The sequence below is a fragment of the Kribbella sp. VKM Ac-2566 genome, assembly GCF_004366005.1.
GTDB classification, from domain to species: domain Bacteria; phylum Actinomycetota; class Actinomycetes; order Propionibacteriales; family Kribbellaceae; genus Kribbella; species Kribbella pratensis.
The window spans coordinates 82,022-95,433 of record NZ_SODT01000012.1 but is presented as its reverse complement, the minus strand read 5'-3'; the positions used below and the strand labels follow the sequence as shown (position 1 = coordinate 95,433).

The window sequence follows — 13,412 nt, the reverse complement described above, 5'->3', positions numbered from 1 at the left end:
ACCAAGACGCCGGCTCGATAGGCTCGAGCCGGCGTCTTATGTCGTGGTACTTCAGTTCTTCTTGCTGCCGGAGGTGGCGTCTTCCTCGTCGTCGGCCAGCAGGTCGAGCGGCATCGCGGGGCTGCCGGACAGCGTCGCCAGCATCTGGCGGACGTTGGTCAGCTGCGCGTTGATGCTGTCCCGGCGCTGCGTCGCGGCCGCGAGCTCGCGCTCGGACTCGGCACGGATCCGCTCGGACTTGTCCTTCGCGGCGGCGACGATCTCCTGGGCCTGCCGGTTCGCGTCGGCGAGCTGCTGCTGGGCGAGCCGCTCGGCCTCGGACCGCGCACGGTCGGCCTCACGCTGCACCTGAGCAGCGCGGTCGGTGACGGCGGCCAGCTGCTGCTCGGCGAGCGCGGTACGGGCGGCGAACTCCTGCTCGACCTTGCCCCGGCGCTCGGCCAGGGTGGTCTCGAAGGCGGCCGCGGCCTGAGCGGACTTGGCCCGCTCCTGCTCGTACAGCGCCTGGGCCTCGCTGCGGCGCGCGGTGGCGTCGCGCTCGGCCTCGTCGCGCATGTCGTCGGCCTGGGTCCGGGCCTCTTCGAGGATCCGGGCGGCCTCGGCGTCGACCTCGCTCTTCCAGTCCAGGGAGTACTGCTCGGCCTCCTTGCGGACCTTCTTCGCGTGCGCCTCGGCGTCGGCGACGATCGCCTCCGCGTCGGTGCGGGCGCGGGTCACCAGGTCACGGGCCTCGTCGTCGGCCAGCGACAGGATCTTCGCGACGCGCTCACCGAACTCGGTGAAGGTGGGCGTGCGGTCCTTGGAGTCCTCCTGGGCGGAGATGACGGCCGCCTCCGCCGCGTCCGTGCGGGACTGCAGCTCCTGGACGTGCCGCTGCAGCTGCTCGGACTGCTGCTGCAGGGCGGTCAGAGAGGTGGTCAGCTCACGGATGTGCTGATCCACCTGGGCAGGCTCGTAGCCACGCAGAACGGTGCGGAACGGGGTTGGGCTTTCACTGCTCATGTTTTCCGATGCTCACTTCGATGGGTGGGTGGATCACACATTGTCACTGACAAGGATCTGACTGTCACGTCCTCATCCTGATTCCCCCGTGGAACCCTCACTGGAGGACATTCCACCACCTGGGCGGAACCCCGGTACAGCGAGTGCCTCGATCACACCCGAAAGCTGGGTGAGCTCCTTGGTGATCTCATCACGGCGCTGGTTCAGCGCAGCGACCCTCGCCTCGGCTTCGGCGAGAAGTTTTCGGGCCTGGGCCCGCAAGGTGTCGGCGTGCTCGCGGGCCTGGGCCTCGAGCTGCTGCGCCTCCGCGCGGGACTTGCGGATCAGCTCGTGCGCCTGACGCTGCGCCGCGGACAGGTCGTTGGCCGCGCGCTCCCGCAGGACCTGGGTGCTCTGCTCGGCCTCGGCCTCGCGGCGATTGGCGCGCTCGATGATCTCCCGCGCGTCCTCGGCGGCGGACGCCTTCAGCCGGTCGGCCCGGGTCTGTGCCTGGGCGGTGAGCCGCTCGGCCTCCTGCTTGGCGGCGGCCAGGGTCGCCTCGGCCTGCTCGCCGGCCGAGTACAGCGTGGTCTCGGCGAGCTGGGTCAGCTCGGCGTTCTCCTTGGCGATCGCGTCCTGGGTCTGCTTGAGCCGGCTGGTCGACCGGCCGACCACGCGGCGCAGGTGCGCACGCTTCTGCTTGAGCAGCTCGGCCGCGTCGGCGGCGGCCTGGTCGCGGATCGACTGCGCCTCGGACTCCGCGGCGCCGATCAGCTCGTCGACGGTCTTCTTGCTCCACAGCGTCTGCTTCTCGGCCTCGGCCATCGCCGCCTCGGCCGCCTTGTTCGCGTCCTCGACGATCCGCTGCGCCTCGGCCGCCGCCGTCCGGCGGTCCGCCTCGATCGAGTCCACGACCAGCTTGGCCTGGGCCCGGGCGTCCGCCATCAGCCGCTCGTTACCGGCCTCGGCCTCGGCTTTCTGCTCGGCGATCTCCGCGACCGCCTCGGCCCGCAGCTTGTCGATCTCCAGCGAGATCGCGGCCAGCTTGGCGCGCTCGGTCTCCTCGAGCTCCGCCGTACGGCGTTCCAGCTCGGTCCGGTTCTCGCCGCGCAGCCGCTCGATCTCGGCGTGCGCGTCGGCGATCTCGACGCGGGACCGCTCCCGGGCCGCCTCGACCTCGCGCTCGACCGCGGCCCGTAGCTCGGCCGCCTCCGACTCGGCACGGGCGATCAGGTCGGCCTCGTTGCGTACGGCGGCCTGCGACACCAGCGCGGCCTGCTCGCCGGCGTCGGCGACCAGCTGCTGCGCCTCGCGGCGGGCCCGCTCCACCATCGCCTGGGCGGACTCGCGAGCCATCCGGGCCTCGTCGAGGAGATCGTCGGCCTCGTCCTTCACCCGGCGCGCTTCAGCCTCGGCCTCCGCAACCCGCCGATCCGCCGCCGCCTGCGACTCGACCCGCAGCTTCTCTGCCGCCGCCTCACTCTCCACCCGAAGCTGCTCGGCAGCGGCCTCTGAGTCCGCCCGACGCTTGGCCACTTCTTCGGCGACCGCAGCGCGGAGCTGCTCGGCGGCGGACTCCGACTCGAGCTTGAGCCGCTCGGCGAGAGCGGTTGCCTCGGCACGAACTCGCTCGGCCTCGGCCTTCGACTCGGAGGTCAGTTGCTCGGCCGCGGCGGCAGCATCCCGGCGTACTCGCTCGGCCTCGGCGGTCGACTCGGCGCGCAGCCTGTCGGCCGTCTCCTCGGCCTCGGAGCGGACCCGCTCGGCCTCGGACTCGGACTCGGTGCGGAGTTGCTCGGCGGACCGCTCGGCGTCGTCCAGCACGCGCTGGGCGGCCGTCATCGCGTCCGACCGGAGCTTCTTCGCGGCGGCCTCGGCGTCGGCCTGCAGGCGCTCGCTCGCGGCCCGGATCCGCGCGGCCTCGTCGCGGGCGAGATCGTTCTCGTGCTCGGCCTGCTCGCGGAGCGTGTCAGCGATCCGCTGGGCCCGCTCGAGAACTCCACCCGCCTGCCGCACGCCAAAGGAACCGGTGTCGGCGACCGGTTCCTGGGTCAATGGCAGACGCGGCGCGTCCATGCGACGAGATGATTCCATCCTCGGCCCCCTTTCCGACAGTCCGGGTCCGAACAGCGTGGTCACAGGGTTACAACGCGGCAGACAGGCGGTAAGTAACTGCTCGCTCAGCAGTCGCGCGATCTTCCCATCGATCCTTCTGCGACGGAAGCCGTCTCCGTATCGAAGCGATCACGCTCCGCAGGACGATACGACCAATCAGTAGCCTTCGCACAAATCGGGCGTGTTTTCGGTACGCCGAGCAGCGTCGGAGTACCCGCACACCGGCCTGGACCAGTCCCGTAGTGAACATGCGACGACCCGCCAACCCCCGGGAGGGTCGGCGGGTCGAGGCGAGGTGACCTCACTTGATGGCGGCGGGTGGCGCCTCCGGGATGTCGTTGGTCCAGCCGGAGAGCAGGATCGTGCTGTCCCCGTTCTTCCCGCCCGTGTGGCTGCTGCTCAGCAGCTTGCCGGTCTTCGGGTCGACGATCAGCCGGAGGTTCAGCTGGTACGCCGGGAACGAGAACCCGACCGCCGTACCCGTCCGGCCTCCCAGGTCCGTGACGTTCTGCTGGACCGTGGCGCCCGGCAGCCCGGCCAGTAGCCGGAATGCGGCTCCGCGGACCTTCGGCAGCGCCGGAGTGTCACTGAGCAGACCGGCCGAGAGCTGCGCGAGAGCCGCGACGTCAGTGGCATCAGGAGCGGTCGAGGCCTTCACGTCGAGCAGCCGGGCGCGCAACTGCTCCGGGCTTGCCGGCAGCGCCAACACGTCCTGCAGCGTGCCGTTCGCACCGAGAGCGGTGTAGCGATCCGCGGCGTCCTTCGCCTCGAAGAACGTGGCCTTTCCTGGCTTGGACGAAATGACCTGGTCGTGCTTGACCGCGGTGTCGGCCGGATCGGCGTTCCAGTTCGCCGGCGCTCCCGCCTTTCGCCAAGCCGCCTCGTCGGCCGCCGTTGCCGGGTGTGCACCCAGCGAGCGGGTTCCGATCCAGGCGGTGCCGCCCTTCAGGCCGGTCCAGGTCTCGGTCACCGTCAGCTCACGCAGTTTGTAGCCGCCCGGACCGGCCGGGCCCGACCCGCAGCAGACGATCTTGCCGCCTGCCATGACGGTCCACTCCCTGCTCTGGACCTTCCTCACCCGGAAGTACTTGCCCGTCGTCGGTTCGGCCTTCTCCTCCTGGGCCGCCGCGACCAGGAGCAGCTGGCCGGCCGACATGGCCGTCGTGGTGCCGGCCGCGGGAGGCGCCGAGAGTGCGGAGTCCGAGTCGCCGGAGTGCGGGCCAGGTGCGAACGCCAGCGGCACCGCGAGGGCGCCGACGACGACGGCCGCGGCGACCGCGGTGAGGCCGGCGCCGGCGAACCGGCGGCGACGGGCGGCACGCCGGCCGCGGCTGAGGTCGGCGGCGACGTCGTCGTCGGTGACGACCGGGTCGGTACCGGCTGCGTGCTCGAGAAGGCTCTTCAGATCAGTCATCGCACTTGCTCCAGTGTGTTCAGGGGTTCGACGATGAGGTCGCGCAGCTTGTCCAGCCCACGAGCGGTCTGGCTTTTGACGGTGCCCTGACTGCTGCCCATCAGCTCGGCGGCAGCGGCCACGTCCAGATCGCAGAAGTACCGCAGGACGACAGCGGCCCGTTGGCGCCTGGGCAGCTGTTCGAGCGCGGCCAGCACGGTCAGCCGATCCTCCGGTCCGGAGCCGGCCTGCGGTCCGGGCTCGGCGACCTCGCCGGTCAACGTCTCGCGATGACGCCAGAACCGGCGCTTCTCGTCCAGGAACACGTTGATCAGGATCTTGTCGGCGTACCGCGCCGCTCCGGTCTCGGGCCGGACCGCGCCCCACTTCACGTAGAGCTTGGTCAGTGCGGTCTGCACCAGATCCTCGGCCCAGTGCGCGTCCCCACTGGTCAGCAGACGCGCGATCCGCATCATCCGCCCGCGGTGGGCACTCACATACTCGGTGAAGTCCTGATCTCGGTTGCTCGCCACGCGTCCTCCGGTCTTGGTTGGGCGCTTCCTCACCGTTAAGTACCGGGTGGGGCGAGCGCCCGGTTGCATTCCCCGGAACTGGCAGGCGTACGACGAGGGCCCCGCGGACATGGTGTCCGCGGGGCCCTCGCTACCGGCTACTGGCTCAGCTGTCCTGGAGACCTGTGGTGCCGGTCGTGCCACCGGTGGTGAGGTCGGTGAGCTCCAGGTCGGAGGCCGACGACTTCTGGTTACCGGTGAAGGTGAAGTACTCCGGCAGTCCGTCGCCGTCGACCGTGCCTTCCGGTGCCGCGTCGACCAGGACGATCTGACCGGGGCGCAGTTCCCCGAACAGGATCTTCTCGGCCAGCACGTCCTCGATGTCGCGCTGCAGTGCGCGGCGCAGCGGACGGGCACCCAGGACCGGGTCGAAACCACGCTTCGCGGCGAGTTCCTTCGCCGCCGGCGTGAGCTCGATGCCCATGTCCTTGTCCTTCAGCCGCAGCTCGATCTGGGCCACCATCAGGTCCACGATCCGGACGATGTCCTCCATCGTGTGCTGGTGGAAGACCACGATCTCGTCGACGCGGTTCAGGAACTCCGGCCGGAAGTGCTGCTTCAGTTCCTCGGTGACCTTCGACTTCATCTTCTCGTACGACGACGTGGTGTCGCTGGCCTGCGAGAAGCCCAGGGAGACCGCCTTGGCGATGTCCTTGGTACCGAGGTTCGTGGTCATGATGATCACAGTGTTCTTGAAGTCGACCACGCGGCCCTGGGCGTCGGTCAGCCGACCCTCGTCCAGGATCTGCAGCAGCGAGTTGAAGATGTCCGGGTGGGCCTTCTCCACCTCGTCGAACAGCACCACGCTGAACGGCTTGCGGCGCACCTTCTCGGTCAGCTGGCCACCCTCTTCGTAGCCGACGTACCCAGGAGGCGAACCGAACAGCCGGGAAGCGGTGTGCTTCTCCGAGTACTCAGACATGTCGAGGCTGATCAGCGCGTGCTCGTCGCCGAACAGGAACTCGGTCAGCGCCTTCGACAGCTCGGTCTTACCGACACCGGACGGGCCGGCGAAGATGAACGAGCCGCTCGGGCGGCGCGGGTCCTTCAGGCCGGCGCGGGTACGCCGGATCGAGCGGGACAGCGCCTTGACCGCGTCGGTCTGGCCGACGTACCGCTTGGCCAGCTCCTTCTCCATGTCGAGCAGCCGCGAGGACTCCTCCTCGGTCAGCTTGAAGACCGGGATGCCGGTCGCGGTGCTGAGCACCTCGGCGATCAGCTCCTCGTCGACCTCGGCGACGACGTCCATGTCGCCGGCCTTCCACTGCTTCTCGCGCTCGGCCTTCGCGTTGATCAGCTTCTTCTCGTCGTCCCGCAGCCGGGCGGCGCGCTCGAAGTCCTGCGCGTCGATCGCCGATTCCTTCTCCCGGCGCACGGTGGCGATCTTCTCGTCGAACTCGCGCAGGTCCGGCGGCGCGGTCATCCGGCGGATCCGGAGCCGGGCACCGGCCTCGTCGATCAGGTCGATCGCCTTGTCCGGCAGGAACCGGTCCGAGATGTACCGGTCGGCCATCTGCGCGGCGTTCACCAGCGCGGCGTCGGTGATGGTCACCCGGTGGTGCGCCTCGTACCGGTCGCGGAGGCCCTTGAGGATCTCGATCGTGTGGGCGATCGAGGGCTCGGCCACCTGGATCGGCTGGAAGCGGCGCTCCAGCGCGGCGTCCTTCTCGACGTACTTGCGGTACTCGTCGAGGGTGGTGGCGCCGATCGTCTGCAGCTCACCGCGGGCCAGCATCGGCTTCAGGATGCTCGCCGCGTCGATCGCGCCCTCGGCCGCACCGGCCCCGACGAGGGTGTGGATCTCGTCGATGAACAGCACGATGTCGCCGCGGGTGCGGATCTCCTTGAGCACCTTCTTCAGGCGTTCCTCGAAATCACCGCGGTAGCGCGAACCGGCTACCAGGGCGCCCAGGTCGAGCGAGTAGATCTGCTTGTCCTTCAGCGTCTCCGGGACGTCACCACGGACGATCTGCTGGGCCAGACCTTCCACGATGGCGGTCTTGCCGACGCCCGGCTCACCGATCAGGACAGGGTTGTTCTTGGTCCGCCGGGACAGCACCTGCATGACCCGCTCGATCTCGGTCTCGCGCCCGATCACCGGGTCGAGCTTCGCCTCACGAGCGGACTGGGTGTAGTTCCGGCCGAACTGGTCGAGCACCAGGGAGCTGCTGGGTGCACCCTCCGGAGCCGTGCCCTGCGGCGACGACTCCTTGCCCTGGTAACCGCTCAGCAGCTGGATGACCTGCTGCCGGACCTTGTTCAGGTCCGCACCGAGCTTGACCAGGACCTGCGCTGCGACACCCTCACCCTCACGGATGAGGCCGAGCAGGATGTGCTCGGTGCCGATGTAGTTGTGGCCCAGCTGCAGGGCCTCGCGCAGGGAGAGCTCCAGCACCTTCTTGGCGCGGGGGGTGAACGGGATGTGCCCGCTCGGTGCCTGCTGCCCCTGGCCGATGATCTCCTCGACCTGGGAGCGGACGGCTTCGAGCGAGATACCCAGGCTCTCGAGAGCCTTGGCGGCGACCCCTTCACCCTCGTGGATCAGGCCGAGCAGGATGTGCTCGGTCCCGATGTAGTTGTGGCTGAGCATCCTGGCTTCTTCCTGTGCCAGGACGACTACCCGACGGGCGCGGTCCGTAAATCGTTCAAACATCGCCAAAGCGCTCCTTGCCTCAGAGGAGTCGGACGTGCCGTGTTGGCCGACCCCCGTACATGCATGCTAGTCCCCGGTACCGACAGGCTCGCTCTCGGCGAACATCTGATCACGCGTCCATCGGCAGTCCGGGTGGCATCACAAGGGAACAACCGCACTGGTAACCAGCGTGTTCCCGGTTCACCGCGATCCGACAGCGTGTTCGCCACCAGCGAATTCCCAGAACTGCCTGCCCGGTCAGCCATCAGGCCCGACACGCCGTGTCCCACTCTGTGAAACAACCGGAATGCGGACGGCCCCGGCACCCGCATTGGGGTGCCGGGACCGGCGACAGCTGGAATTACTTCGCGTCGTTGTACGCCGCGCGTACCTCGGCGGAGATCCGGCCGCGCTCGCTGACCTCGTAGCCGTTCTCCTTGGCCCAGGCCCGGATGTCCGCGGAGTCCGAGGCCGACCGGCCGCGGCCGCGCGCCCGGCCCGCCGCACCCCGGCGGCCGGCCACCCGGCGGCCCGAGCCGACGTACGCAGCGAGGGCGTCGCGCAGTTTCGCGGCGTTCTTCTTGGACAGGTCGATCTCATAGGTCGTTCCGTCCAGCCCGAAAGTGACGGTCTCGTCGGCCTTACCGCCGTCGAGATCGTCCTCGAGAACCACCTGCACCCTTTGCGCCATCGATGACAACCTTTCCGCGCCCGCCATCGGGCACAATCCCCTGCTGAATTGTTAGCACCTGATTTGTACCGCACAAACCAGGTGCTTGTCATTCATCGACGCTGCGCAGTCACGGTGACCTTGAGTATTCATCCGGTACGAACCGGCCGGGCCGGAATGAATTCGGCCCCGGGATTTGCCAAGGCCGACCGTTGTGCTATGCAACGATCTGGAAAATCACTCCGGACGCAGCAACGGGAACAGAATCGTCTCCCGGATACCGGTCCCGGTGAGCAACATCACCAAGCGGTCCAGGCCCATCCCCATCCCGCCGGCCGGCGGCATCCCGAATTCCATCGCGCGCAGGAAGTCCTCGTCGAGATCCATCGCCTCCGGGTCGCCCGCGGCGGCCTGCAACGACTGCTCCACCAGGCGATCGCGCTGGATCACCGGGTCGTTCAGCTCCGAGTACGCGACCCCGAGTTCGACACCGTTGAAGAACAGGTCCCAGGCCTCGACCAGCCCCGGAATTTCCCGGTGCGGCTTCGCCAGCGGTCGCGCCGACTCCGGATAGTCGCGGACAAAGGTGGGCTGGATCAGGGTGTGCTCGCAGAGCTTCTCGAACAAGTCGACGGCGATCTCGCCGGCATTCCGGCCCGGCTGCAACTCGACGTCGTGCTGCTCGGCCAACTTGGTCAGACCAGCCAGGTCGGTGGTCGCGTCGACACTCTCCCCGACCGCTTCCGAGAGCAGCCCGAAAAGCGTCGCGTGCCGGAACGGCTGCTCGATGTCGATGGTGGAACCGTCGCGCCCGGTGACCGTCGTACGACCGATCGCACGGCCCGCGTTCCGGATCAGCTCCTGGATCAGCTCGGCCATCGTGTCGTAATCGCCGTACGCCTGATACGCCTCGATCATCGAGAATTCCGCGGAGTGGGTGGAGTCCAGGCCCTCGTTACGGAACGTCCGGCCGATCTCGTACACCCGGTCGACGCCGCCGATCATCGCCCGCTTGAGGTCGAGCTCGAGCGCGATCCGGAGCTTCATCTCCTGGTCGAACGCGTTCAGGTGGGTCGAGAACGGCCGGGCCGCGGCGCCGCCGTTGGTCAGCTGCAGCACCGGCGTCTCGACCTCGACGAAGCCGTGACCGTCGTACGTCGCGCGCAGCGCCTTCAGGACGGCTGCCTTCGCGCGGACCATCTCGCGCGCCTCGGGGCGGACGATGAGGTCGACGTACCGCATCCGGACGCGGGCCTCTTCGCTGAGCGGCTTGTGCTCGTTCGGCAGCGGGCGGAGGGTCTTCGCGGCCATCTGCCACGCGGTCGCCTGCACGGACAGCTCACCGCGCCGGCTGGTGATCACCTCGCCCTGGACGGCCAGCAGGTCGCCGATGTCGACGAGTTGCTTGAACCGGGCCAGCTCCTCCTCGCCGAGGTCGGCGAGCGAGAACATCACCTGCAGCTCGGTCCCGTCCCCCTCGCGGAGCCGGACGAAGCAGAGCTTGCCGGTGTTGCGCAGGAAGATCACCCGGCCGGCCACCGAGACCTGCTCGCCGGTCCGGGTGTCGGGCTCCAGGTCCTGCGCGTCGTACTTCGCCCGCAGGTCCTTGAGCAGGTGCGTCCGGGCCACCGAGATCGGGTACGGCGGCACTCCTTCCGCCAGCAGGCGGTCACGCTTCTCCCGGCGAACCCGCATCTGCTCGGGCAGGTCGTCCTGCCCGCTGTCGGGGTTCACCGGGTCCACGTGTGCGTCAGTCATGCCCCAAAGGCTAGTGACTGACTGCCTCCAGCTCCGAATCCTTTGATTCGTCCTTGCTCCGGGCGACCAGGGCGCCGACGATCGCGGCGGCCACCACGCACGCCACTCCGCACGTCACGAACGTCCCGCGCGGACCGAGCAGAGCACCGGCCAGCCCGCCCAGCAGCATCGCGAGAATGCTGAACGAGCGGACCGTGCCGTTCAGGGCCGCGATCACTCGGCCACGGACGGCTTCGGCGGACCTGGTCACCACCAGTGCGCTGGTCGCCGCGTTCAGCAACCCGCTGCCGACGCCGATCGTGGTGGCCCCGATCAGCAGCGTCACGAGGTTGCCCGCCAGACCCATCAGTACGCTCGCCCCGCCGATCGCCGCCGTTCCCACGACGACTCCCACCGCCCGGGCCCGGTCGCCGTTCAGCCGGCCGCTGTACCAGGCTCCCACGATCGCCCCGGCTCCGGTCGCCGCGCCCGCCACGCCGTACAGAGCGGGCCCGAGGCCGAGCTCCCCGGTGATCAAGAACACTTCCACGACGTTGACCGCCTCGCCCACGACCACGAACATCCAGAGCGCCGGCACCAGGATCTTCAGGATGTCGTCACCGAAGATGGCGCGCAGTCCCGCCGACACCCCGCCGCGCTCGCGAGCGGCCCCGGGCTCCGGTCGGCGGCGGGTGCGGACCAGCTGCGCGATGACCACCAGGGCGAGGAAGGTCGCGGCGTCGACGAGCAGTGCGCCGCGGCTGCCGACCCAACCGACCAGCACACCACCGGCCGCCGAGCCGGCCAGCGTCGCGACCCCGATCAGCGCCTGGCTGGTGCCGGTGGTGCGACCGACGAGCTCCTCGCCGACGATCCGCGGGATCAGCGCACCCCATGCCGGTCCGGCGACGGCCTGGCCGATCTGAAGCACGCACACCAGCGCCAGCGTGTCGACCAGGTCGTGCACGAACGCCAGCCCGACGCCGGCGCCCACCTGCAGCAGCCCTGACCAGACCAGGACCGTCCGCGAGTCGAACCCGTCCACGATCCGCCCCGCGAACGGGATCATCACCACGGTCGGTACGGCGAACGCGAGCAGCAGTGCCGTGACGGCCGCCGGCCCGTGACCGTCGGAGACCCGCAGCATCAACGCGATCATCGCGATCGAGTCGCCCGCGTACGACAGCGCGCGAGCGGGCAGCACCAGCCGGATGTCCTGGAACGACCAGATCGAGGTCTGAAGTGTTTGCTTCATAGTTGTGAAGTAAACACTTCGGATTTTGCGGCGTCAAGGGGTTCGCTACGCTGACCTCGTGGCGAAGAAGAAGCGGCTGGTGATCACGGACCCGAAGGCGATCCGCGCCCTCGCGCACCCGGCCCGGCAGCGGGTCATCGACGAGCTGTTCAACGGCAAGGTGCTGACCGCCACCGAGTGCGCGGAGCTGGCCGGGCTGACGCCGTCCGCGATGAGCTACCACCTCCGCGCCCTGGAGAAGTGGGGCATCATCCAGCGCGCCGACGAGTCCGCCGACGGCCGCGAGCGGCCCTGGCAGGCGCCGGCCGCCAGCCTGGTGATCTCGTCGCAGTCCACCAGCGCCGGACGGCTGGCCAGCCAGGCGATGATCAAGACCGCCATGGACGGCGTCCTCGACCAGTTCGTGGACATGGACGCGGACGACCCCTGGGACGATGTCAGTTCGATGAGCAGGTCCCGGCTGTGGCTGACCCATGACGAGGCGAAGAGGTTCAACGAAGAGCTGATCGAGGTCGTCGACCGCTACAAGAAGGGCCGGACGATCACCAGCCATCCGGCCGGCGCACGCGAGGTCACTTCGCTGATCGCCGTCGTACCGACCGGGGATCCGCCGGACAACAGCTGAACCGTTAGCTGCCTGACCGCGTATCCAGGAGTACCGTCGAATGTAGAGGTACTTTCCGCCGTCGGGTGGTCGCTATGCAGTCCTGGATCTTGTGGTTGATCGTCGCCGCCGTCCTCGGCACGGCCGAGTTGATGACAGCGACTTTCGACCTGCTCCTGCTCGCCGTCGCCGCGCTCTCGGCGGCCGCGGTCGGCGGGCTGGGACTCGGTATCGCCTTCCAGGTGCTGGCCTTCGCGGTCACCGCGGCGACCATGGTCACGCTGGTGCGCCCGGTCGCGCGCCGGCATCTGATGGGGCATCCGAAGCTGCGTACCGGTGTCGCCGCGCTGATCGGGCGCGAGGCCGTCGTACTCGCGCCGTGTGACCGGGACGCCGGCCGGGTCCGGATCGGCGGCGAGGAGTGGAGCGCCCGCTCCTACGACCCGCACCTGCAGATCCCCGCGGGCACCCGGGTCGACGTGTTCGCCATCGAGGGCGCTACCGCTCTCGTCCATCCTCAGGAGGAACCATGGCCGAACTGATCATCGGAATCGTCGTCGCGCTGCTCGCCGTCGTACTGGTCCTGCGGACCGTACGGATCGTGCCGCAGGCGCGGGCCAGCAACGTCGAGCGCCTCGGCCGGTACCTGCGCACGCTCGAGCCCGGCCTGAACGTGGTGATCCCGTTCGTCGACCGGCCGCGGCAGCTGATCGACCTGCGCGAGCAGGTGGTGTCGTTCGAGCCGAACTCGGTGATCACCGAGGACAACCTGGTCGTCCACATCGACACGGTGCTGTACTTCCAGGTCACCGATCCGCGCGCCGCGGCGTACGAGATCCAGAACTACATCCAGGCGATCGAGCAGCTGACCGTGACCACGCTGCGGAACGTGATCGGCGCGCTGGACCTGGAGAAGACGCTGACGTCGCGCGAGCACATCAACTCGATCCTGCGTGGTGTCCTCGACGAGGCGTCCGGCAAGTGGGGGATCCGGGTGAACCGGGTCGAGCTGAAGGCCATCGAGCCGCCGGGATCGATCAAGGAGTCGATGGAGAAGCAGATGCGGGCCGAGCGGGAGAAGCGGGCCGCGATCCTGAACGCCGAGGGCGTGCGGCAGTCCCGGATCCTGACCGCGGAAGGCGACCGGCAGGCGGCGATCCTGCGCGCCGAGGGGCAGGCGAAGGCGATCGACACCGTGTTCGAGGCCATCCACCGCAACGACCCGGACCCCAAACTGCTCGCCTACCAGTACCTGCAGATGCTCCCCGAACTCGCCAAGGGCCCGGGCAACACCTTCTGGGTGATCCCCTCGGAGGTCACCACCGCGTTGCAGAACGTCACCAAGGCGTTCAGCGGCGACACGACCCCGCCGGTCCCGTCCGACAACGGCCACGCCCCTGAAATCCCCCGGAATTAGTTGCCCCGGCACCAAATCGGTTGTCCGGCGATGTCA

11 protein-coding genes are annotated in these 13,412 nt (G+C 68.9%); 3 read left to right on the top strand and 8 right to left on the bottom strand.

What is annotated here, in order from left to right:
* Positions 1 to 51 precede the first annotated feature (51 nt).
* From EV647_RS27495 to EV647_RS27460, 8 genes are all read right to left on the bottom strand, one after another.
* Positions 52 to 1,002 (bottom strand): DivIVA domain-containing protein, encoded by a 951-nt coding sequence (locus EV647_RS27495; protein ID WP_133785751.1) that lies wholly within the window; start codon positions 1,000 to 1,002, stop codon positions 52 to 54.
* A 72-nt stretch (positions 1,003 to 1,074) separates the two neighbouring features.
* Positions 1,075 to 3,057, bottom strand: a complete 1,983-nt coding sequence (locus EV647_RS27490) for a kinetoplast-associated-like protein (protein WP_134007821.1) — start codon at positions 3,055 to 3,057, stop codon at positions 1,075 to 1,077.
* A gap of 340 nt (positions 3,058 to 3,397) precedes the next feature.
* Entirely contained in the window at positions 3,398 to 4,510 is a 1,113-nt protein-coding gene (locus tag EV647_RS27485; protein ID WP_134007818.1) for a CU044_5270 family protein, read from the bottom strand.
* Entirely contained in the window at positions 4,507 to 5,022 is a 516-nt protein-coding gene (locus tag EV647_RS27480; RefSeq protein ID WP_202870336.1) for a SigE family RNA polymerase sigma factor, read from the bottom strand. Before EV647_RS27480 ends, EV647_RS27485 begins: the two co-directional genes overlap by 4 nt.
* A 145-nt stretch (positions 5,023 to 5,167) precedes the next feature.
* On the bottom strand, positions 5,168 to 7,714 hold the full coding sequence (locus tag EV647_RS27475) for an ATP-dependent Clp protease ATP-binding subunit (RefSeq protein WP_133785754.1): 2,547 nt from the start codon (positions 7,712 to 7,714) through the stop codon (positions 5,168 to 5,170).
* A 340-nt stretch (positions 7,715 to 8,054) separates the two neighbouring features.
* Positions 8,055 to 8,384 carry an Lsr2 family protein gene (locus EV647_RS27470; RefSeq protein WP_130384932.1) on the bottom strand — a complete coding sequence of 110 codons (330 nt, stop codon included), beginning with the start codon at positions 8,382 to 8,384 and terminating at the stop codon, positions 8,055 to 8,057.
* A gap of 216 nt (positions 8,385 to 8,600) precedes the next feature.
* On the bottom strand, positions 8,601 to 10,121 hold the full coding sequence (gene lysS, locus EV647_RS27465) for a lysine--tRNA ligase (RefSeq protein WP_134007817.1): 1,521 nt from the start codon (positions 10,119 to 10,121) through the stop codon (positions 8,601 to 8,603).
* A 10-nt stretch (positions 10,122 to 10,131) separates the two neighbouring features.
* The gene (locus tag EV647_RS27460; protein WP_134007815.1) at positions 10,132 to 11,355 is read right to left on the bottom strand and encodes an MFS transporter; all 1,224 of its coding nucleotides are present in this window, start codon (positions 11,353 to 11,355) and stop codon (positions 10,132 to 10,134) included.
* 58 nt (positions 11,356 to 11,413) lie between these two features.
* Here EV647_RS27460 and EV647_RS27455 point away from each other — a divergent pair, with 58 nt between their 5' ends.
* The 3 genes from EV647_RS27455 (at position 11,414) to EV647_RS27445 (ending at position 13,376) form a co-directional block, all read left to right on the top strand.
* On the top strand, positions 11,414 to 11,980 hold the full coding sequence (locus tag EV647_RS27455; protein WP_166680059.1) for a helix-turn-helix transcriptional regulator: 567 nt from the start codon (positions 11,414 to 11,416) through the stop codon (positions 11,978 to 11,980).
* Between the two features lie 74 nt (positions 11,981 to 12,054).
* Positions 12,055 to 12,501, top strand: coding sequence for an NfeD family protein (locus tag EV647_RS27450; RefSeq protein WP_134007811.1), 447 nt, complete (start codon positions 12,055 to 12,057; stop codon positions 12,499 to 12,501).
* Positions 12,489 to 13,376 carry an SPFH domain-containing protein gene (locus tag EV647_RS27445; protein WP_134007809.1) on the top strand — a complete coding sequence of 296 codons (888 nt, stop codon included), beginning with the start codon at positions 12,489 to 12,491 and terminating at the stop codon, positions 13,374 to 13,376. The genes EV647_RS27450 and EV647_RS27445 overlap by 13 nt, the downstream gene beginning before the upstream one ends.
* The last annotated feature ends 36 nt before the right edge of the window (positions 13,377 to 13,412 follow it).